The following is a 22,855-nucleotide window of genomic DNA, read 5'->3' on the forward strand; positions in this document are numbered from 1 at the left end:
CCTGTGTTTATCTATTTTATCCTCTCATTCCAGTTAAAGTAACTTTTGGCGTTATTAAAGCAAATATCCTGGATCACCTTACCGGTCCATTCGATGTCGTTTGGCAATTCGCCATCTTCGATTTCTTCACCAAATAAATTACACAAGATGCGGCGGAAATATTCGTGACGGGGAAATGAAAGGAAACTGCGGCTATCAGTAAGCATACCTATAAACCGGCTAAGCAAGCCCATATTAGACAGTGAATTCATTTGCTTGATCATGCCATCTTTCTGGTCAAGAAACCACCAGCCCGAACCAAACTGGATCTTACCAGCTACAGAACCGTCGTTAAAATTGCCTGCCATTGTAGCAAACAAATCATTATCAGCAGGATTTAAGTTATAGAGAATTGTCTTGGTTAACTTGTTCTGGTCATCGAGCGTTCTCAAGAATTTTGATAGCGATCGTCCTTGCTGAAAGTCTCCTATAGAATCCCAACCGGTGTCAGGACCAAGGTCGCGTAATCTTCTTGTATTGTTGTTGCGTAACGCACCCAAATGATATTGCTGTACCCACCCTTTTTCCCAGTCCCATTCCGCAAACTGTATGAGCATTGCCGATTTGAACTGCGCCTTTTCAAGCTCATTTAAATCTTTACCAGAACGAACTTTATTGAAAATATTTTCAATTTCGGCATCAGTGTAATCTTCAGCAACAATGGCTTCAAGACCATGGTCAGAAACGGTGCAACCATTTGCTGCAAAAAAATCATGACGAGATTTTATCGCAGCCAGAAATTCTTTTAAAGAGCCAATTGAAACATTTGCAGCACCCTCTAAACGACCAACGTAACTATTGAAGGTGGTTGTATTGTCAACATTCATTGCGTTGTCCGGTCTGAATGCAGGAAGGATAGGAATTTCAAATCCTTCTTCTGCAAGCTGAATGTGGTATTCAAGATTATCAGCAGGGTCGTCTGTTGTACAAACCATCTTCACCTTCATCTTTCTCAGTAAACTTCTTACTGAGAATTCAGGACTTTGAAGCTTTTCTGAGCACTCTTCAAAAATCCCTTGTGCCGTATCTCCGTTTAAAATTTTATACACGCCAAAGTACCTTTGTAGCTCGAGGTGGGTCCAGTGGTATAGGGGATTGCGTAAAGTATAAGGAACTGTCTCTGCCCACTTTTGAAACTTTTCCTGGTCGGGCTTATTGCCGGTGCAATAACTTTCATCCACTCCGTTTGCGCGCATCGCACGCCATTTGTAATGGTCGCCGTATAGCCACGCTTCAGCCAAGCTTTTGAATTGATAATCTTCTGCGATTTGCTTTTGAGGCAGATGACAGTGATAATCTATCACTGGCATGTCTTTAGCAAATTCATGATACAACCGCTCGGCAGTACTATTCTTTAGCAGAAAGTTTTCGTCCAGGAATTTTTTCATATTACAAACGTTGGTTCTTTAGGGTAGATCAAAAGTCAAAAGGAAAAAATGAAAAGGAAAAAATCAAAAAGCGGGCAACCAAAACTTTAAACTCTACAAACTCACTCCCCGCTTCCAGGGAATAAAATCTTCCTGGCCGTTCTTTACTGATTTTGCAACTACTTCGCCGCTCGCGACTTTAATTACATAATCCAATATTCTTTCGCCGGCCTGTTCTATAGTTTCTTCGCCTTCTATGATAGTACCAGTATTGATGTCAATGATATCTTTCATCTTCTCGTACAACTTAGTATTGCTTGACAGCTTAAGGACGGGAGCAACCGGGTTGCCGGTAGGAGTACCAAGACCCGTTGTAAACAACACGATGTTAGCGCCCGCTGCAACTTCAGCTGTAGTTGACTCAACATCATTTCCGGGAGTGCAAAGCAAATTCAATCCCGGCTTAGTTACCTTTTCCGGATAATCCAGCACGTCAGTTACAGGTGAAGTGCCGCCTTTTTTTGCAGCACCTGCAGACTTAATAGCATCGGTAATCAAACCGTCTTTTATATTGCCGGGAGAAGGGTTCATATCGAAACCTGAACCAGATTCTTTAGCCCTTTGCGCATAGCGGCGCATGATCTCAATAAAGCGGTTTGCCTTTGTCTCGTCCACGCAACGGTCGCTCATCTCCTGCTCTACACCGCACAACTCCGGAAACTCTGAAAGAATAACTGAACCACCGCATGCCACCAAAAGATCGCTCGTATAACCAATTGCCGGATTTGCAGAAATGCCTGAAAAACCATCCGAACCTCCACACTCAAGACCAATACAAAGTTTACTTATTGGAGCAGGCTTTCTTTCGTTTTGATTTGCTATCATTAAACCTGCAAAGGTTTTCTTCAAGGCCTGGGAAATCAATTCAGTTTCAGACCCTACTTTTTGTTGCTCCAGTATATAAAGGGGTTTATCAAAGTTTGGCATCCGCTTCGCAATTTCTTCTTCAAGCATTGCAACCTGTGCATTTTGACAACCGAGGCTTAGCACAGTCACACCGCAAACATTGGAGTGCGTAGCATAACCTGCAAACAATCCGCAGAGCGCTTGTGCGTCTTGTCGCGTGCCGCCGCAACCGCCTTCATGCGTAATGAACTTTACTCCATCAATATTGCTAAATAAACGCTCAATTCTTGCGAGCTGCTCATCCTCCTGGAACTGTACATTTAAGATCTCCTGGACTGATCTGCCGGAAGAATACAGTTGCTTTAACTGCTTCGCAAACTGGTTGTATTTCTTTGGACGGGCAAAACCTAGCTCGTCCAACAAACTTTCTTTCAACACATCCACATTCCTGTTCTCACAAAACACCAATGGGATAACCAACCAATGATTAGCTGTTCCCACACTTCCATCACTACGATGGTAGCCCATAAAAGTCCTTCCTTCAAATTTTGATGTATCGGGAACCTTCCAATCTGTTCTTCGTTGGCCTAGCTGGAAACCGGTAGATGCATGCTTTACGTTTGCAGTAGAAATTCGCGCACCGGCAGGAATATGAGTTTGGGCTTTGCCAACCAATACTCCATACATGAAAATCGAATCCCCGGGTTCCAAAGCCGTTTCAGGAAATTTATGTTTGGCTTGTATGTCCTCAGCTATTGTATATGTTTTGCCATCCAGCTCTACCACTTCAGCTTTTGTAAGATCCCGCAAGGCTACAACTACGTTATCGTCTGGATGTACTTTTAAAATACTCTTTTTCATAATTATACTCTGGTTGATTCAACGTTTTCAGTTAAGCAATCTTTAATAGCTTGCTTAACTTCACCCCTTCTCAATTGTTTATAGTTGTCTGCAACTGCCTCAGCAAAACCGGGAAGCCCAGCTAAGTCGTGCTCCCAAAAATCTTTATCACTCAATACAGCCTGCACTAAATCATCCCCACTTAAATTGCTTCGCTCAGCAAACCAACCTGCATGATCGTCTTGTATTGCGTATTCAACTCCTCTCGCAGATCCAATGAATTTCTCATTGATTTTGCTGCAATTCATAAAGACGATATAAGCAGCAAAACCTACTGCTATGAGTTGCGGAACGGTCTCATGCGACTCATAATGCTTCAACAAAATTGGCACGTTGCGCATCTTCATTTTGGAAGAATATTGAACCGAAATGCTTGACCATTTGTGTTCAATAAAGGGATTTCTAAAACGGTCACGTACCTTTTCTGCGAATGTTTTTGCTTCGTCCAAAGATAAGTTAGAACTAACAATTGCAGGTGCAATTTCATTGACCATTAAAGCCGTTACATAAGCTGAAATGGCTTCATCATCCATGGCCTCTTTTACGGTAGTACAACCTGCAAGATGCGCAAGCGCACAAGTTAAAGTGTGCGTTCCATTTAGTAAGCGAAGTTTCAATTCACGAAACTTATTGATGTCGCGAGCTATTACAACACCAGGATCTGTTTTATAAAAAGAAAGCTTTTCTTTTACTTTTTCATCCTTTGCTTCAATGGCCCATAAACTATAGCTTTCACTCATGATCATCAGCTCATCGTTATACTGAAATTCCTGTTGAAACTTTTGCTGGTCAGCGGCGGGCAATTTCCCTGGAACGATCCGGTCAACCAAAGAGTCACAAAAATGATTAGCAGATTCGAGCCAGGCTATGAACGCAGCTTCAGCCCCGTTTAGCTGGGCCAACTCAAGCACAATAGCTTTCAACTTTTTGCCGTTGTCTACAATCAATTCAGTTGGAACGATTATCATTCCTTTTGCAGAATCTCCTTTAAAAGCTTTAAACCTCTTATATAAAAAAGCCAGCAATTTTCCCGGGAAGGAAACTGGCGGCTGACTATCTATCTTATCATCTTTAACTAAGCTAATACCCACCTCAGTGGTGTTTGAGATAATAATTTCCATGTCGGAATTTTCGGCGCATTCCAATATTTCATTCCATTGCTCTCTCGCTGAAAGAACCCTGCTGATACTTGCATTGATAATATTCTCTTCAATCTTTGTCTCGCCTTCTAAACCTCTAATACATTGCGTGAACAAATTATCCTGCTGTGCAAATGCATCAGTTCCGCCTTGTGAAGTGGATTTCACAACCACTACTCTTCCATTGAAAACACCTTGCTTATTTGCTTTGTCAATAAAATAATCAGGAAGTCCACGCAGCAAAACACCGGTTCCGAATTGCAGCACTTTTTCAGGCAGTTGAAAAAGATTTTCGGTTGGAGTTTGAAGGTTGTTAGCTGAAATGCCTGCAATGCTTTTACGGGATAAATTCATAAGAATAGTTAAAGTGCAATTTGTATTTAGATCAGATTTGTTTCAGGAAATCGAACCTCTTGGTAGAGCTATTTTCCCCAAGGAATAATATCATATTTATTTGTCTTAATCGTCAGCACCCACTTTACAAAATCCTGTGCTGCCTGGAAGTTGTCAAACTCACCAGGGAGTTTTCGGCCATCGATGTATTCATTGTAAAACCACGGATCTCCAACGGCAAACACATAACCATGACCCACTTTTGCAATCGCAATCAAATCATCGCCATCTTTCTTTAAAACTGATTTTGCTGGTGCACTTACTTTTAGTGTACTAAGTTCTTTTATATAGGCCTTTTTGGCATTCTTGAAAATAGAATGGTTCACAGGAATCGGCACTGCACCTTCTTCAAAGTTGGTTCCCTTCACGCGGTTCTTATTGTCCTGGTTGAAGTGAATGCCAAACTTTTCTGCCAAAGTATTAAAGTGGTCAAACTCTGCGTTAACGCTGTCGTTCATAAATAGCGCCAGCACGCCGCCTTCTTTCACCCAATTGTAAATCGCTTTTACATGTTGCGGCTCCATGTAATTCGGCTTTGTACTTTCCTTTTCAGTGTCAGGATCAACAATTATATAGACACTTGCAGCGCTTAAATTTTCATACACGGGCGCCTCAGCCAAAGTGCTGATTTTTGAACCGTTTTGTTTAAAAATTTCTCCCAGCAAGGAGAACCCGTTGTTATCCATTTCATCCCATACGTAGTGGTAAGGAATGTTCTTGCCAGTAATATCTTTTTTGGTTTCACCGTTGAAATAGTGGTCTAGCAAAACCAATTTATTCTTACCAATTGCTTTACCAGGTATGATCTCAATTTCATTGCTTGCCAGTAAAAAAGCCCCCACTCCCTTTGGATCATTTACGACCACTTTTTCGCTCATGTAATAATCGTAGCTACCATCGCGATAAGGGTTACCGCCAAGGCCCGAAACGCTTACAGTACCATGCAGATTTACTTGCCCGTTTTCGGTTTTAATAAAATTTGCAATAATACCGGCGTATCCTTTTTTTGCTGCCGGTAGATATTTTGAAGACGGCAAAGCGCCTAAGCGAACTCCTTTAGCCAGCGCGTAAACAAGCATGCTCGATGCTGATGCTTCCACATAATTTTTATCCTTTCCGGCCATATCAACGATGTCATACCAGAGGCCTGTTTTCCGATCCTGGTATTTTACTACAGCGGTTGCGAAACGATTTAGTATGCGTTCAAGCGTATCTCTGTAAGCGTTATTTTCCGGAAAATTTTCGAGCACATCAACCAATGCCATTCCGTACCAGCCCATTGCGCGTCCCCAGACATGAGGCGAACGACCGGTTGTTTTATCGGCCCATTGCTGCTGACGGGACTCATCGTAGCCGTGGTACAGCAATCCTGTTTTCGCATCACGCGCATGACGCTCCATTAAGATAAATTGCTTAGCTATATCATTAAAAGCAGTATCGTCGTGAAAGGTCTTTGACCACTCTGCATAAAACGGTTGCCCCATGTACAAACCATCGAGCCACATTTGCCATGGGTAAATTTCCTTGTGCCAAAAACCTCCTTCTTTCGTGCGAGGATGTGTTCTTAATTGGTCCCGTAAAGTTGCTGCTGCTTTGTAGTATTTCTCCTTGCCTAAAACATTATAAAGCATCAACAGGTTTCTGCCGCAAAGAACATTATCAATATTGTAATTCGAAAGTTTGTAAGTACGAATAGAGCCATCGTCCTTTACAAAAAAGTCCATGCTTTTCTGTATGTAATCGAAGTATTTTTTATCACCCGTTCTTAACCAAAGGCCTTCGATGCCCTTCAAAACCACGCCCTGGTCGTAGGCCCATTTCACAGGCTTGTCCTTGTCCATTTGCATCGAGTCTTTCCAGATCGTCATGACGGTCGTCGCCATCTTTTCTGAAAAACTTTGAGCATGCAATTGTTGCACAGTTACCAGCAGTAAAACAACCGTTATTAATCTTTTCATACTTTTTAAAAAGGCCATTCTTTTTTGGTTACAAGCATTGTAGTTCTAATCATCAATGTTGCGTCGCACTTTTGTACAATTCTTTCTCTATTCACCTTTGTCAACTTGCACAACAGTTTTTAAATCTTCATGCTTTTCTGCCTTCGCGATTAAAACATCCGCTTAAGAAATAAAGTTCAGCAAAGGATAATAAGTACAAGTGAGTGACACAACGATGTTCAATAATGATTTTTTGCTTGTTATAAAAAACTGTCTAAAAAGCTCGTTAGTAAACATCGCTTATAACTCCACCCATAAAACGTTTTCCTATTTCATTTCTACTGCCGCCTCGTTGGCGCCATAAGTGGTGGTGAACTTTTTTGATGCCTTTCCTGTGTCTGTTTTAGTTACCACAATACCTTTACTTTTTTCGCCGCTCACGTTGATTAGAACATTCGAACCTGCACTATAGTCAATGCCTTCCAAAGTAATGTTTTTACTGTTATGCACGTTTAAAACAGGATCAGTATTCGTTGTATATAACTTTACATTTTTAAAAACGAAGCCATCAGCTTCAGTCATATACAATCCCTCTTTGGCTCTTAAGACCATGTCTTTTAAAACGATGTTTTTGACATTCATTTCCGGCAGCCCTCTAACAAAAACCGCTTTCTCCGCATTGTTACAAACCACGTTTGTGATATAAATTTCTTTAAACTGCGGCGTCTCTTCAGTAACCGGCAAAGTCTCCACTTTTGGTGGTTCGCGTTTTTCGCCCGCTAAAACAACAGGGTCCACGGCTGCATAATACATGTCGAATAAGATAGCTTCAGCAACAATGTCTTTCATGACGATGTTATTGACAAAAATGTTCTCTACAATGCCACCGCGACCGCGGGTAGTTTTAAAACGAAGTCCAATATCTGTTCCGATAAAAGTGCAATTGTCAACGTAAATATTTTTAGCACCACCGCTCATTTCGCTCCCGATTACAAAACCACCATGGGCATGGTATACAGTGCAATTACGAACCACCACATTTTCTGTTGGCTTACCTCTTTTCCTGCCCTCCGCATCTCTGCCCGACTTTATACAGATGCCATCATCACCCACATCGAACGTGCTATTTTCAATCACTACATTCTTACAAGACTCCAAATCAATACCATCGCCATTTTGTGCATACCATGGATTTTTAGCATAGACATTTCTAACTGTCAAGTCCTCGCACATGAGGGGATGCAAACACCAGGCGGGAGAATTTTGAAAGGTAACACCTTCAAGTAGCACTTTTTTACAGCCATTGAAAACCAACAGGTTTGGTCGTAAAAAATCTTTCACTGCTTTCACATCTTCGAGTGTTTTTTCCGGCGTTATGTAGCCAGCGTTTTTTACCGTAGAACCTTTCAATGATTTTTCACTTGGGTACCAGGTCTTCTTATCGCTGCTTAAAACGCCACCTGACGCTACCAGTTTTTTCCATTGTGTTTCGGTTAATTTGTCCTTTTTAACCATCCGCCAAGCTTCGCCCGAACCATCAATAATTCCAAAGCCGGTGATAGCAATATTGGTTTGGTTATTAGCAAAAAGCGGTGACTGGTTTCTCCACTGCGGAACACCTTCCCAGTTACTTTGCACCAATTCGTATTGATCAAAATCAGGAGTAAACTGCAGTAACGCCTCTTTCTTTAAGTGAAGGTTTACGTTGCTTTTAAGTTCTACTGGCCCGGTTAGCCACAAGCCCGCAGGAACGACTACAACGCCGCCCCCTTTTTTGCTACAAGCTGTTACAGCGGCATTTATGCTTTTCGTATTGAGCGTAATGCCGTCGGCCTTGGCGCCATAGGTAATGATGTTTATTGTATCCTTTTTAAAAGTTGGCGTAATTACACGAGGCAGTGTTGGAGCTTGTTTAAAAGCCAATACGGCAAGAATTGGGAGAACCGAGAGCAATCGTTTGAGCATGTACAATGATTTAGTCATTCTAATCATTCTGTTATGACTAAAATGCCTGATAAACTTAGCCAAGTGTTTTGATTCAACCGGCAAAAGGAACATTTTTTAACCGCATTTTTTACGCAATCGATGCCAATTGTATTTTCAAGTTTCGTTTCAATCGATCAGTCTGCTTCAGTATGCTCAAAGCTTTTTTTAACCACCAGGAGTTCAAAGTTTATTATGCTGTTCTTTAAAAACCTTGTTTAAAAAGTTCAAAGTATACTTCATCGTAGGTTCGAACCAGGGATGGAATAACCAGAACGGATGCGGTGTATCCGGCACGGTATGCACTTCTGAATAAATGCCATACTTATTCAGCTTGGTGATCATCTCCTTGTACCCTGCCGTAAACCGGGGATATTGGCTTTGAATAAAAATAATAGGTGGAGTATTTTTACCTGCATGTGTCAACGCTGATGCTTCTTCCCAAACCTGCGGCTTTTGCTCATACGTTCCACCTAACCATTCAGCTGCTACCTGCCCTTCAGCAGACTCGGGATGTTTAAAAGCAAGAATTCCATCGATGTCCATAATCGCATTTACCCAACTTGATTGTTTGCTGTTACCACCGTTGCCTTCAAATTTTTTTATACTATTTGTTGCTCCAACCAGGGCAGCGAGTTGTCCGCCTGCTGAGACCCCATGAACTGCAATCTTTGTTTTATCGATGTTGTATTTCTGCGCATTTGCACGCATCCACCTGATGGCGGCTTTGATATCATGGACGGCCGCGGGATACTTTGCTTCGGGAGAAAGCCGGTATTCAACTGCTACTGCCACATATCCTTCCGCAGCTAATCTTTGAGCCATCGGAATTGACATTGATTTATCACCTGACTTCCATCCACCTCCAAAAATTAATAATACTGCCGGATAGCGCAGCTTAGTTTTTTTAGCAGGATAAAAAACATCAGCATGTAAGTGCCTTTGACCAATCGAACTATAAACTACATTTTCCTTTGCCAAAACTCCTTTAGGTAGTTCGGGCCGTACGGTTTCTATGAATGGATATTTTTTACGCTCTTTTACAAAAGCGCTGTAAACAGTAAATGAGGTATCTCGTGGAATAACTTCCTGGGCGTCTGCAACCACGGCGATCAACACAAATGCAAGGGTAAATAGCGGGATGGTCGTTGGCAGAAGAAAGGACTTTTTAAGATGCATTTTCCAAATTTGCTTAAATATCATAAAGAAGCTTACCCGTTGTATATGATATTTCAGAGTTAATGTTATAGCGGAACTGCTACTGCAATGGGTTCCACTTTTCTTTAAATACCCATCTTGCATTTATTTGCTTTGCACCAGGAGAACCGGCAGCAGTTTTCAAATTATCCCGATGCCATGCGTAGTCTCCACCGGTCTTATGGCAATTGAAATAATAAATTCTATCACCCCATTGTATAGTATTAGAAGTCGCTACACGATAAATATTCTTATCAGACATGTTTGCAGCAAACGTGCAATTGATCAAATAAAATTGAGCGTCACGATGATACCGGCCCAAGTTGAAGCCGTCAAAACCTTCAAAAGAACAGCCCATCAAAACCGTTTTAGAGTCTTCAAATTTTGACCCATCATGCCAGATTGCTGCAGAACCGGAATGCGAAATAAAACGACAATTTTCAGCATATGCCCAACCCCGGGGACAATAGAAATCTACACCGCCTTCCATGATGCAATCTTTAAAATAGAACAGTCCATTCTCGACATTCCATGGACTTACCGTATCTCCACCAAAAGCACTGAAGTGACAATTGATGGCTTTCAAACGAGTCGCATTCATTGTTCGCATCGCCATTTGATGCCCGCTCTTCGTAATCGTTTTTTGCCTGGTAACGGTATCTAAAGGGCAACTAATTAAGACATCTTTCGACAGCTTAAATCCATAAGAATTCGTAATGGTTAGATTTTGAAGCGTGATGTCATTACCATCAATGTTTAAGGTAGCAACACCCCAATCGTCGTTGTGCAAACACCTCCATTCATCTCTCGCAATGGCTTGTGTTATAATCGTGCCCTCACGATCTTCTCCTGCTAAAATGATATTGTGTTTTTGGATGTAAATCTTCTCGTTGTAAATACCTTTTCTTATGAAAATAGTACGCGGAACATTTGAAGAATCTGCCAAGCTATTGATCGCGCCTTGTACGGATTTAAAATCTCCCTTGCCGTTGATATCAACTATAATCCTTCTGCTTGCATTACTCTTCTGAGCCTGTGCACTAGTCAGCAAAAGAATTGACATAAGAGTTGTAAAACATGCTGCTACAATGAATGATAGTTGCCTCATAATGATTTATTCTTTTCTGAATTTTAGTGCTTAAAACCTTTAAACCCTACTTTTTGAGTGCGAGAGGCGGACGGATATGATCGGTGAGTGGAAGGTTTAATCCACGTAATTCCTTCAATAAAAGTTGAGCCATCTTGCGGGCACCAAATTCATTGAAATGAGTATTATCATTTCGTCCTTCAGGATAGTTAGGATGTTCTCCGGGCTCTAGCTGCATGAATAACCATTTTGAATTTTCTGGTCCAAATTGTTGCAGAAGCTCGCGGCTCTTGGTATCCATATCGATGAATGGAACTTTGTAGGCAGTAGCAACTTCCTTTACAAGTTCAGAATAGATGGGATGAGTTTTCTCCATATGGCCGGTAGAGTCGAACCTTCTCCTGGTAACGGGAGTTAGCAATATGGGAAGCGCTTTTTTGCCCCTTGTTTCCGTTACAAATCTTATTAGATTGGTTTTGTATTCTTCAGGGGTAGTATAACTGCCCACTTTTTCTTTTACCTCATCGTTGTGTCCAAATTGAATGAAGACATAGTCTCCTTCATGTAGATTTTCAACGATGGGTTGCCAAAGATTTTCGGTAATAAACGTTTTTGTACTTCGACCATTTTTAGCCCTGTTATCGATTTCTATGGTAGAATCAAAAAAGTACGCGAATGGCATTCCCCATCCGGTTTCAGGAAAAGCCTTTACCTCTTTGTTAGCCATTGTAGAGTCTCCAATGAGGTAGACTTTTGTTTGCTTTTTTTGATGGATGGCAAATGACATTAGGAAGATGCTTACCAACATAACCAGCTTCCTTATCAGACGAATTCGCATATCTCTAATTTGGTTCAGACCTTTTGCCTTATTGTAAAAACAGTTCAATTTTTAATCAAAGCTCAAGCCGCTGGGCTTCGTTCTTGCAACAGGACTCCACCCACTTGTTTCTGAAACTGCTACGCATGTTTCAGAATGCTTTCGCTTCGCTTAGCACCCAACCGGCTGATGTCCCTTATGCAAGAACTGTTGTCGTTTCTTATTGACTTATTCACTTGTTGTCTCATTCACTATTAACTTACTACCTTACTGTCTTACTTTTTCTTATCTCGTTTACGCTTTCGGCACCAAGCTATTGAGATACACTTCTATGTTTGTGTAGTGTTTATGCAATTTGCTTATGGTGGCATCAGTTGGATCGTTAGGATTTAAAGCGTTTCTCTTTTCCCATTCATCCGGTATTCCATCCTTGTCGGTATCGGTGGGGGCTGGTAGGGATTTTAAAGTAGGCCATGCATTTACGGTGAGTTCGTAAGGCGTGCCATGGGGAAAGCCTCCTTGTACGTCGATTAGCCGTCCTTGCTTATTTTTTACATCATTGATTATTCTTTCATCAAGCGTGTCGCGGCGCAGGCTAGCTCCTGCATATTGCAATACTAGTAAATATGCTTCTGTTGGACTTTGGGTTTGCACTTGCTCCGCCGGGAAAGCTGTGCCCGCTTTTGCCTGTTCTGCATCGGCTACAGATCCATCATTCATTACAACTCCCTTCCAGTTATTTTTAGTTACATCATCCGCTCCATCTACATAGTTTCCATCAACATAAAATTTTCCATAAGGTATAGTTGGTGGTTTTTTATAAGGATTAAGAATCCTGGATGAAACGTTGGCGTGGGTGGACGGTCCGGGCTTGTAGTAATTATTCACCAGGTTGTACTTTCCACCTTCACCTGCATACACGTTGTTACTGGACCAGTCGTAAATCACATTATTTCTAAAGTCAACAAACTCTTCAGGAATATTCCTGATACCATCAAAACGCGGAGTACGGTTAGCGCAATGAGCAAAAAGGTTGTGGTGACCTGAAGTACGTCGTCCTCCCCAAATGCCGCCGTATCCATGATGCTCGAAGTCTTTATCGCCGTTCTCGAAATGGTAGGAATAATTAAGTGGCTCAGAGATCAGGTTCCATTGCAGCGTGGTGCTGTCGCCCTCATAAACACTAAAAACTTCATCGGTACTCCAACTCATCGAGCAATGGTCAACGATTATATTGTTACGATGAGTTCCACCGAAAGCATCATCGCCGCCGTTACCGGCCACCATCCCGCCTTTCTGGTTTTTATCCCCCATCCTAAAACGCATATAGCGAACGATGATATTATTACCGGAAAGTGTAACGGGATAGTCTGCCAAACAAATTCCATCCCCCGGCGCAGACTGCCCGGCTATAGTAAGGTCAGAAGTGAACGCCAGTTTACTCTCGAGGTGAATGGTGCCGGAAACTGTAAAGACAACTATGCGTGGCCCTTTCACCCGAATTGCTTCTCGTAAACTACCCGGTCCATTATCGTTGAGGTTGCTTACGATAAGTACCTTACCGTGGCGGCCACCGGTAGTATATTTCCCAAAGCCTTCTGCTCCGGGAAAGGCAATATTGCTATCACTTGTAGCAACACTACCGGTTATACTTTTTGCTGCAGAAATTGCCGGAGTACAACCAGGTAATGTTGTTATATAGAAAATAGATGTAGCTAGTAATAGCAGTTTTTCAATCATTAATTTAAATTTTTAGGAGCAAATACTAATAACCCGGATTCTGGGTAAGATTAGGATTCGCATCTCTTGCAGCCTGTGGAATGGGCAACAGTTCTGATTTATTTGGTGTAAACCCGGTTGCAAACCTTGCATTTGCCACTGTGTTGATTGCTGCAGTTACCCATACAACACTTGTGGTACCTGAAGGTGTAGCTGTCGGAGCCTTTGTATAGTATGAATTACTCCAAATACTCGCATTGTCTGCAGTAGATGTTCTTTTGTAATACATAGCTGTAGGAAGGTTTGAAATATTAGCAGCATACTGAGGCGGGTTTGCCATATAGCTATAAGAAATGGTTCCCGTGCCGGTTGACATTTTTAGCAAGTTTGCCTTCGTTTCGGTGATTGCAGTAGAAATTAAATTCCACCTGATAAGATCATATTTTCTCACGCCTTCACCACCTAATTCCAATGATCTTTCTCTCACAAGCGCAGCAAAAAACTGAGCTTTACTTAAACCGGCAGGAAGATCAACGGTAGCATCGGCCGTAGTTAACGGCTTACCAAAACCACGTCTCCTAACCATATTAATTGCATTGTAGGCAGCAGCAGTTGGGCCGTTCAATTCGTTCTCCGCTTCGGCAAACATTAATAGCACATCAGAGTAACGAAGAATTTGCCACTTCAAACTAAAATACTGCACCTGGTTGACCGGCTCTATTGCAGGATTTGAAATCCAGTCACGACGATATTTACCATCATTCATTGCGGTTATCGCCTGTCCTATTTTTGTTTGTCCATCTGCGGCAACGTTGTAAGGTGCAATGGTAACATCACGTCTTGTATCAGTGGAGTCAAACAAGTATAAATATGTGGGCAACGGGTTCACGCTGCTATTACCCAGGTTGTTAACTCTAGGACCGTTATAATAACCAAGCTTAGTATCCTCAGCACCTCCTTGCCCAATACCGCTTGCCTGGAACATTAATTCTCCATTAGGATCTGCAGAAACACGCGCACCTACCTGGTCTTTCCATAGTGCACGGAAGCTTGGGTTTAAAGTGTGTTGGCCAGAGGTCATAATATCATTTGCCTCGTCCCTTGCAATCTGGTAAAATTTAAGATAGTCTGCATTTCGTTGCATACCTCCGGGTTGACGCAATGAGTAGCCACCACGATATAAAGCGATCCTTGCCCTTAAACCTTTTACTGCTCCTTTTGTAATTCTTTCATTAGGCGCATCTCCAATGGATGCAAGATCGTTGCGCCAGGGAACCAGGTCACTTGCCACCCTTAAATCTTCAATGATTTGCGCATACAGAGTATCCCTGTTTACTCTTACAGGCAACGGATCTTCAGACGCCTGCTCGTAAGAAGGCAGAAAGTGAATGGGTAAATCGCCCCAGTTACGTATTGCTTCAAAATAATACTGTGCTCTCAGTGTCAGTGCTTCGCCGAGCATTCTTTGAAGTTGCTTTTTTTGTTGCTCGGTTCCACCGGTATACATGGCCATTTTAGGAATCCTATCTATGCAAGTGTTAGCGTAGGCAATGCCTTGGAATATCTGGTTGAAAGGACCGGATAATTGGGCATTACTTGGAGAAGGCTTAAAGCGAGCTATATCTCTTCTGTCGTTATCATCGTTACCTGTAGGGCCCTGCATTTCATCGTTATCCAAGGGATAGTAAAGACTCAAACGAATACCATAACCAGCGTCTCCTACCAGTCGGCTGTACACACCAATGATGGCCTGGTACGTTGTATTGACATCACTAAAAACAGTTTCCGGTCCAACATCCGTTATGGGTTGTTGATCCAGGTATTTTTTACAGCTGCCTAAGACCAGTATCAAACAAAAGGAAGCAGTTATTTTATTGAACTTATTTAGATATTTCGATTTCATATGAAAGGAAAATTAGAATTAAAAAGAAGCATTTATGCCAAAGATGAAACTCCTGCTTTTTGGATAAGCAGAGTAATCCAGATTAGGTGTCAGTGGATTGTTGCGTACACTTACTTCGGGATCAAAACCGGTATAGTTCGTTATTACCGCCAGGTTGTTTGCCGTTAGATAAAACCTTAACCTGCTCATATGTAGCTTGGCAACTTTTGTTGCAGGAAAGCTGTAACCAACAGTCAGGTTATTTATACGAAGAAATGATCCGTCTTCGATTGCCCATGAGTGAGGATAAAAAGCACCTGTACCCCGCAAAGGTTGCCAGATCGTAGCATTGGCGTTTAATGCTGAAAGTTGCTCAGGAGCAATACCGTAAACAATCGGAGCAGCTGATGTACCTCCTACCCATTGTGCAGTCTGCCCGGTTGCCGTTACTGTTCTCCAGCGGTTTTGCATAATATCGAGCAGGTTTGAGTTGTTGACATATCCATTTGTAAACTCGATCTTGTTAGCATTGTAGACATCGTTGCCATAAGAGAAGTTAACAAACAAGCTCATGTCCCACGCCTTATAGCTAAACTGTTGATTTAAACCCCCGGTGAATTTAGGAGTTGGATTCCCGATGATCGTTCTGTCTCGATCAAGGTCTATTACACCGTCGTTGTTCAGGTCTTTGTATTTGATTGATCCAGGTTGAGTAGGACCTCCAATTACTCCTGAATTATTTACTACGCCTGTCTTCAAAGTGTACACACTCGTAGCAGGGTTGTAATTGAAATCGTTTACTGTATAGAAACCGTCTGTTACCAATCCGTACATCGCGCCTACAGGTTCCCCAATTTTTACAATGTAATCTGTCGGTTGCCCTGAAACTCCCCAGCTAGCAGCGGGATAGAAAAACTCCTGTCCCGGTCCGAGAGCAACGACAGTATTTTTATTATGGGCGATATTGAAGTTAGCTGACCAATTCAAACCGTTTGTCTTGCGAAGTATGGTTGCATTCAACTGTACCTCCACACCTTTATTGGAAGTCTTTCCTATGTTTTGCTGCTGTGTAGTAAAACCATATGTTGGATCGATTTGAACTGCCAGCAATAAATCTTTAGAACTGTTGTTGTAATAATCAACACTAAGGTCTAACCTGTTTTTAAATAAAGTAAGGTCTACACCATAGTTACGGTTAACGGTAGATTCCCACTTTAGATTCTGATTTACAAGTGAGACGGGATAGTAACCGTTAACAGCCTGGTTGTTTATGCCATAGAATCTGCTTCCGTTATTAGAAAAGGTAGTGAGGTATAAATAATCCTGGATACGGTTGTTACCGATTGTACCGAAGCCAAAGCGCAATTTCATTTCGTTGATGAAGTCTACGTTCTCGAGGAACTTCTCCTTTTTAACCCTCCACGCAATTGATCCCGATGGGAAAGATCCCCATCTCTGATCAGGGGCGAATTTCGAAGCCGCATCACGTCGAAGGTTGGCCGAGAAAAGGTATTTGTCTTTATAGGAATAACTGGCACGACCAAAGAAAGACAAACTGGTATACCGTGTTTCGCCGAGTTGCGGGTATCCGGCAAACGGTACTCCAAGACTTGTTTGCTTAAACGCTACATCATACGCAGTAAATAAAGGGTAATTGCGGAAAAGACTTGATTGAGAAACGTTCCTCAAATCATAAGTTTCTTCCCCAACCAGGAAATCAAAATTGTGATTCTGCTTAAAGCCCTTTATCGAATACGTTAGGACGTTTGAGTTAGTGTAAATTTTTCTTTCAGTGGTATCTAAACCTGCGATCGGCTTTTTACCACCTTGAATAGTAGAGTAAGAACTAACAGTATCAAAATATTGCCTGTCAACTACCTTGTTTCTGTCAAAGCCGAAGGTCGATCTGAAAGTCAGGTTCTTTGCAATATTATAGCTTGCGTTTAAGGTAACATTATAAGCATCAGTCGTTCTTTTCCTGTATTCTGAATTCGCAAGTAGTATGGGATTAATCAGCACGAGGTTATTACCTGCGTTAGGATCTGCCAAAGGGTCCTGGTCTTCCAGATCCTGGTTAGCTGATAAGAATGGGCGATATCTTACGGCATTACGCAACCTGCTATAAGCTGATCCAGCCTCTGATGATACGCCTGCACCAAACACATTTTGTAATGTGTACCTGGTGCTAATGCCCGCCGATAAATTTTGAGTGATTTTATAATTCCCTTTAAAATTCAGCAAATGCCTTTTAAAGCTTGAGTTAAGTACAATCGCCTTATCATCGTTATAGGTGTATCCAAAACTATAAGTAAAAGCCTTCGTACCACCGACTGCAGATAAATTGTGAGTTTGAGTCATACCCGTTCTTCCGAAAACCTGGTCCTGCCAATCTACGGGCGCAAGGTTTTTATAATTCGTAAGGGTATCCCAGGTAGTACCAAAGTTCCTGGCAAAACTTGTACTATCGGTGCTGCTACCCCTTGACCTTTCTGATTGATAAAGAACAAATTCGTAAGGATCTAACACGTTTAGTTTCCTGGCAATTTTCCTTACTCCTACCAGTCCATTATAACTAACAATGGTTCTGCCAACCCTGCCGGATTTTGTTGTAATTACAATAACGCCGTTTGCCCCACGTGCACCATAGATGGCTGTCGCGGCAGCATCTTTCAACACATCAATAGTTTGAATGTCCTGCGGAGAAATGGTAGCCAAACCATTTTCTACCTGCACTCCATCTATTACATATAAAGGATCATTTGCCCCGGGTTGACTACTGATGGACATACCACCACGCACCCTTATTCTTACAGCTGCATCCGGCGAGCCTTCTGAAGTCGTAGCAGTTACACCGGCCAATCGTCCGTTTAGCGCTTCTGCCGCATTGTTTATAGGAATGTCTTTCAAATCTTTTGCACCCACTGAAGAAACAGATGCCAATAAATCTTTTCGTCTTACACTTTGGTAACCTATTACCACAACATCATTCATTGTGGTCGGCTCTTCGGCGAGGGAAATATTTGCAGTTGTGCTACCACTTAACGTCAACTCTCTTTTTGCAAATCCAACACTTGTAAAAACCAAAGTAGCATTTGCATTAGGAACCGTGATGGTGAAGTGACCTGCCGTATCAGTAATAGAAGAAGCTTTACCACCCTTTACAGATACTGTTACGCCGGGTACTCCTTCATTACTATTTGCCTTATTAACACGGCCACTGATTCGTTGCTGCGCGAAGGCAAAACCAGCTAGCAGAATCAAAATAAGTGAGAGACTAAATTTCAGTTTCATAAGTTAAGCAATGTTTAGAAAAGAGTAAAAGCTTGTAAGATTTGCTGTTATTTAAAACACACAAGTAGAATACCTCAAACGAATTTGCAGAAAAAATCAGCAAACAAACTTCACCGTTACTGCAACAATTCTAGAGCAATTTTGCTTAATGAAGTGTTATAGGATGTTTTAATTTTACGCAATCGTTCCCGACTAAAACACCAAAATTTTCTAATCAAATCCCTTCCGTGCTTTCAATGATTTGCGCCCAATTTATCGTTCGGGCTAAAAGAATTAGATTTGGAAGTAAATATCTCTTCTGTTTGATTTATGAAGTTTGAAGCTGTAACGATAAAAGATATTGCCAGGGAACTAGGCATTTCAACATCAACCGTGTCGCGTGCATTAAGAGATAGTTATGAGATAAGCGCTGAAACAAAAAGAATTGTACTTGAATGCGCTGAAAAACTTCACTACACACCGAATCCTATTGCATTAAGTTTAAAAGAAAAAAGAAGTCGTTCGATTGCGGTAGTAGTTTGTGAGATAGCAAACAGTTTTTTTTCCCAGGTAATTAATGGTATCGAGTCTATCGCTTACAATAAAGGTTATAATGTCATTATTTCCCAAAGCCATGAATCGTTCGAAAGGGAAGTAACCGATCTACAATTTCTTGCTTCCCGCTCTATTGATGGTTTGATTATCTCAGTTTCCTCGGAGACGGAAAACATGGAGCACTTGAAAAAACTTTTTTACAAAGGTTTGCCTATTGTTTTTTTTGACCGCGTAAGTGAAGAAATGGATACTCATTTGGTAATGGTAGACAACTTTAATAGTGCCTATAAAGCGACTGTTCACCTGATTGAAAACGGTTATAAAACAATTGCCTGCCTCACCAATTCCGCCCATCTGTCCATCACTAAAGAACGGATCGCAGGATACAAAAAAGCCATTGAAGACAGCGGTGAATTGGTAAACGAAGACCTGATTAAATATTGCAATCACGGCGGAGTACACGCCGACGAAACAGAAAAGGCGATGAATGAACTCATCAACTTAGAAAAACGCCCGGATGCCATCATAGGTTTAAGTGACAAACTAACAACGGGAGCTTTGCGTTTTCTGCAAAAACAAGGGATCTCAATTCCTAAAGAAATGGGGCTAATTGGTTTTTCGAATGGAGAATTTACTGAGTTCTTAAATCCATCGCTCAGCATTATAAGGCAACCGGCTTTTAAGATGGGACAAACTGCGATCGAACTATTGTTAGCTGTGATTGAAAGCAAAAGACCTGTTCAGGAATTTACCCGGTGTGTGCTCGAAACAGAATTAATAGTAAGAGATTCAACTTCGAGAAATAAGTAAAACTGTGTATAAAAGATTGAAACCTTTACCTCGGTATTCTTAGTGTTGCCTCCAAAATTTTGACACTTTCCGTTTACTCAAGATTTCCATTGAGCACATAGCTTTTCCCTTTTTCCGTTTTTATGGTGATCGTTTTATTGCCGTAGCGAACGTTAGCAGTATTTCCGTTTTTGGATAAGAGTTTCACCTGCTTCAGCTGCCCGTTTTCCCAGTCAAGGTCGATATCAAAACCACCTCTCGCAACTATTCCATGGATATAACCTTTTTTCCATGCTTTTGGTAAAGCGGGAAGTAATTGTATTTCACCTGCCTGGCTTTGCAACAGCATTTCTGTTATACCGGCCGTTGCTCCAAAGTTTCCATCAATTTGAAAAGGTGGATGGTTGTCAAAAAGATTATTCAAAGTAGACTTTCTTAATAGGGCCAGTACGTTTTCATAGGCAGCCTCTCCATCTTGCAAGCGGGCAAAATAGTTAATGATCCATGCACGACTCCAACCCGTATGACCTCCCCCATGAGCCAACCTATAATCAATTGTTTTACGTGCAGCCTGCAATAACTCCGGCGTTTGTTGTTTATTGATTTGCCGTCCGGGGTATAATCCAAATAAATGGGAAATGTGCCTGTGTCCGGGCTCCGGTTCCTTAAATTCTTCGGTCCATTCCATTATCCGGCCGTCGCTTCCAATTTTTGTCGGCGCCAGGCGTCTTAGTATGTCTTGCAGTTTTTTTATAAAAGCCCCATCCTTCTTTAAAGCCTGGGCAGCTTCAATCGTATTAGATAATAAGTCACGGATAATCATATGGTCCATAGTTGGCCCCATCACCATAGTTGCAGTATCGCCATTTTTAGTAATAAATCTATTTTCAGGCGAAATGGAAGGACCTGATACCAATTGTTTTGTCTGCGGATTTTCCACAAGCCACGCTACACAAAATTGTGCGGCCTCCTTCATGATGGGATAAGCAAACTCACCCAGGTATTGTTTGTCTTCCGTGAACAAATAATGCTCCCAGAAATGTTGGCAGCCCCAGGCAAAAGCTGTCGGCCACATGGCCCACTGTGGCTCTCCATATGGTTCCGTAAAATGCCAGGGATCGGTGGAGAAGTGCGCAACGGTTCCTTTAATTCCATACATATCCCTGGCTGTCTTTCTTGCGTCGGGCTGCAGCTCTTTTAAAAATTGCAGGAAGGGCATATGCAGTTCACTTAAGTTGGTGATCTCCGACGGCCAGTAATTCATCTGGATATTAATGTTGATATGGTAATCAGCGCCCCATGGCGGATACAAACCATCGGCCCAAATTCCTTGTAAGTTAGCCGGCAAACCTCCCGGTCTTGAACTGCTGATGAGCAGATACCTGCCAAACTGGTAGTATAACCGGATCAATCTTGCATCTTCATAACCGTTTTGCATCGCCAGTATTCTTGCATCGGTTGCGAAATATGAACCGTCACTTTCGCCCAGGTCAAGGTCTACTCTTTTAAAAAATTGTTGGTAGTCCGCTACGTGATCCTTCCTTACCAAATCGTAACTCTTTTTGGCTGCTGCAGCTAACTGAACACCTGATTGTTTTACCGGATCGCCTCCTCTATAATCCGTAGCTGCCGTTACTAATAATAAAACGTTGTTTGCTTTTTCTATCTTCAAACTATCTCCGGCCACCGCAACTGTACCGCCTTCATTAATTACTTTCAACCTCGCTACCATTTTCACTCCTACCCCATTCCCCACATGTTCACTCATGATTATTTCACCATTCGCAGCCTCGAACTTCGCTTTGTTTCCTGGTCTTCGCAGCTTGGCTCCAAAAGTTATTGACCCTGGCCTGCTGGCTGATAGCCGGACAAAGATTGCCTGGTCAAGAGCACTTGAAAAAATTTCGCGGGTAAAGGATGTATTGCCCCAGTTATAAGTAACTCGTGCAACAGCAGAGTCGATATCAAGTTCACGGCGATAGTTAGACACCTCTCCTCTTTGATGCTGGAAATCCAACAACAAATCACCCAGAGTTTGGTAGCTGCTCTCAACACTTTTATTTCCCATCATTTTCTCCCTTGCCATTTTTTGCGCTTCTGCATATTTACCTGCAAAAAGTAGTTTTCTTATTTCCGGCAGCGCTGCTTTTGCCCCGGGATTTACAAAATCAACATCTTTACCTGTCCATACACTTTCTTCGTTTAACTGAAGTCGCTCGGCGTTTACTCCTCCAAAAATCATTGCACCTAGCCGCCCGTTTCCTACCGGTAAAGCTTCGTTCCAGTTCGCTGCAGGGCGCGCAAACCACAGGTTTAAATCTTGCTGCTTTGTTTGTAACTGCGCTGTCACTGACTTGCTAGTAAGTAGTAAGAATGAAAATAGCAGAACAAATAAAAAAGAGCAGGAATTACGGGCGTTGTTCATCGTATAATTTTATAAAAACCAATAGTAGAATTTATCAGCAATAAGTATTGCACGGTATTATGCACGAAAATAAGCCAATCTCGTTCTGGCCATCATTGCAACTTTTACAGCTCTTCCAGCCAACAGAAGTCAAATTTTATCTATTATTGAAAAGTTGTTTAAAAATGTCAAAAGTAATTTTATCGACCGGGCTTCATTGCTACTATTGCACCTCGTTGCGTCGCACTCTTATACGATTTGATATATATGGAGCGATGGCAAACTGACTAGCCTCAGCAAAAACTTTCATTAGAAGAAAGCTACGCAGGTGCTGCGTTTCTAAAGGCTACACAAAAAATAAGATCGCTATATTTATTTATAAAATTCACCTACCCCCAACTTGCTATATGTTCTATAAGAAATCCGCAATACTGAGCGTTCTATTCACACTGTCTTTGACATCGACAACCT

General features: G+C 41.9%; 13 protein-coding genes. 1 reads left to right on the forward strand and 12 read right to left on the reverse strand.

What is annotated here, in order from left to right; genetic code table 11:
* Positions 1 to 11 precede the first annotated feature (11 nt).
* From uxaC to SAE01_RS13310, 11 genes are all read right to left on the reverse strand, one after another.
* Positions 12 to 1,427, reverse strand: a complete 1,416-nt coding sequence (gene uxaC, locus SAE01_RS13260) for a glucuronate isomerase (RefSeq protein WP_147204250.1) — start codon at positions 1,425 to 1,427, stop codon at positions 12 to 14.
* A gap of 93 nt (positions 1,428 to 1,520) precedes the next feature.
* The gene (locus SAE01_RS13265) at positions 1,521 to 3,173 is read right to left on the reverse strand and encodes a UxaA family hydrolase (RefSeq protein WP_147204251.1); all 1,653 of its coding nucleotides are present in this window, start codon (positions 3,171 to 3,173) and stop codon (positions 1,521 to 1,523) included.
* 2 nt (positions 3,174 to 3,175) lie between these two features.
* Positions 3,176 to 4,705 (reverse strand): tagaturonate reductase, encoded by a 1,530-nt coding sequence (locus tag SAE01_RS13270; protein ID WP_147204252.1) that lies wholly within the window; start codon positions 4,703 to 4,705, stop codon positions 3,176 to 3,178.
* 68 nt (positions 4,706 to 4,773) lie between these two features.
* Positions 4,774 to 6,702 (reverse strand): glycoside hydrolase family 88 protein, encoded by a 1,929-nt coding sequence (locus tag SAE01_RS13275; RefSeq protein ID WP_147204253.1) that lies wholly within the window; start codon positions 6,700 to 6,702, stop codon positions 4,774 to 4,776.
* 306 nt (positions 6,703 to 7,008) lie between these two features.
* A complete protein-coding gene (locus SAE01_RS13280) occupies positions 7,009 to 8,646 on the reverse strand; it encodes a glycoside hydrolase family 28 protein (protein ID WP_218029154.1) in 1,638 nt (545 codons plus the stop codon).
* A gap of 201 nt (positions 8,647 to 8,847) precedes the next feature.
* Entirely contained in the window at positions 8,848 to 9,843 is a 996-nt protein-coding gene (locus tag SAE01_RS13285) for an alpha/beta hydrolase (RefSeq protein ID WP_147204255.1), read from the reverse strand.
* A 79-nt stretch (positions 9,844 to 9,922) separates the two neighbouring features.
* Positions 9,923 to 10,969, reverse strand: coding sequence for a pectinesterase family protein (locus tag SAE01_RS13290; RefSeq protein ID WP_147204256.1), 1,047 nt, complete (start codon positions 10,967 to 10,969; stop codon positions 9,923 to 9,925).
* A 46-nt stretch (positions 10,970 to 11,015) separates the two neighbouring features.
* Positions 11,016 to 11,786, reverse strand: a complete 771-nt coding sequence (locus SAE01_RS13295) for a rhamnogalacturonan acetylesterase (protein WP_147204257.1) — start codon at positions 11,784 to 11,786, stop codon at positions 11,016 to 11,018.
* Between the two features lie 273 nt (positions 11,787 to 12,059).
* Entirely contained in the window at positions 12,060 to 13,505 is a 1,446-nt protein-coding gene (locus SAE01_RS13300; RefSeq protein ID WP_170234160.1) for a pectate lyase family protein, read from the reverse strand.
* 25 nt (positions 13,506 to 13,530) lie between these two features.
* Entirely contained in the window at positions 13,531 to 15,387 is a 1,857-nt protein-coding gene (locus tag SAE01_RS13305) for a RagB/SusD family nutrient uptake outer membrane protein (RefSeq protein ID WP_147204258.1), read from the reverse strand.
* Between the two features lie 18 nt (positions 15,388 to 15,405).
* On the reverse strand, positions 15,406 to 18,657 hold the full coding sequence (locus tag SAE01_RS13310; protein ID WP_147204259.1) for a SusC/RagA family TonB-linked outer membrane protein: 3,252 nt from the start codon (positions 18,655 to 18,657) through the stop codon (positions 15,406 to 15,408).
* 309 nt (positions 18,658 to 18,966) lie between these two features.
* Between SAE01_RS13310 and SAE01_RS13315 the strand changes: the two genes are divergently transcribed.
* Entirely contained in the window at positions 18,967 to 20,001 is a 1,035-nt protein-coding gene (locus SAE01_RS13315) for a LacI family DNA-binding transcriptional regulator (RefSeq protein WP_147204260.1), read from the forward strand.
* Positions 20,002 to 20,074: 73 nt separating this feature from the next.
* Here SAE01_RS13315 and SAE01_RS13320 read toward each other — a convergent pair whose 3' ends face one another.
* Positions 20,075 to 22,405 (reverse strand): glycoside hydrolase family 95 protein, encoded by a 2,331-nt coding sequence (locus SAE01_RS13320; RefSeq protein WP_147204261.1) that lies wholly within the window; start codon positions 22,403 to 22,405, stop codon positions 20,075 to 20,077.
* Positions 22,406 to 22,855: the final 450 nt, after the last annotated feature.

This window comes from Segetibacter aerophilus (assembly GCF_007991655.1).
In the GTDB taxonomy this organism is placed as follows: domain Bacteria; phylum Bacteroidota; class Bacteroidia; order Chitinophagales; family Chitinophagaceae; genus Segetibacter; species Segetibacter aerophilus.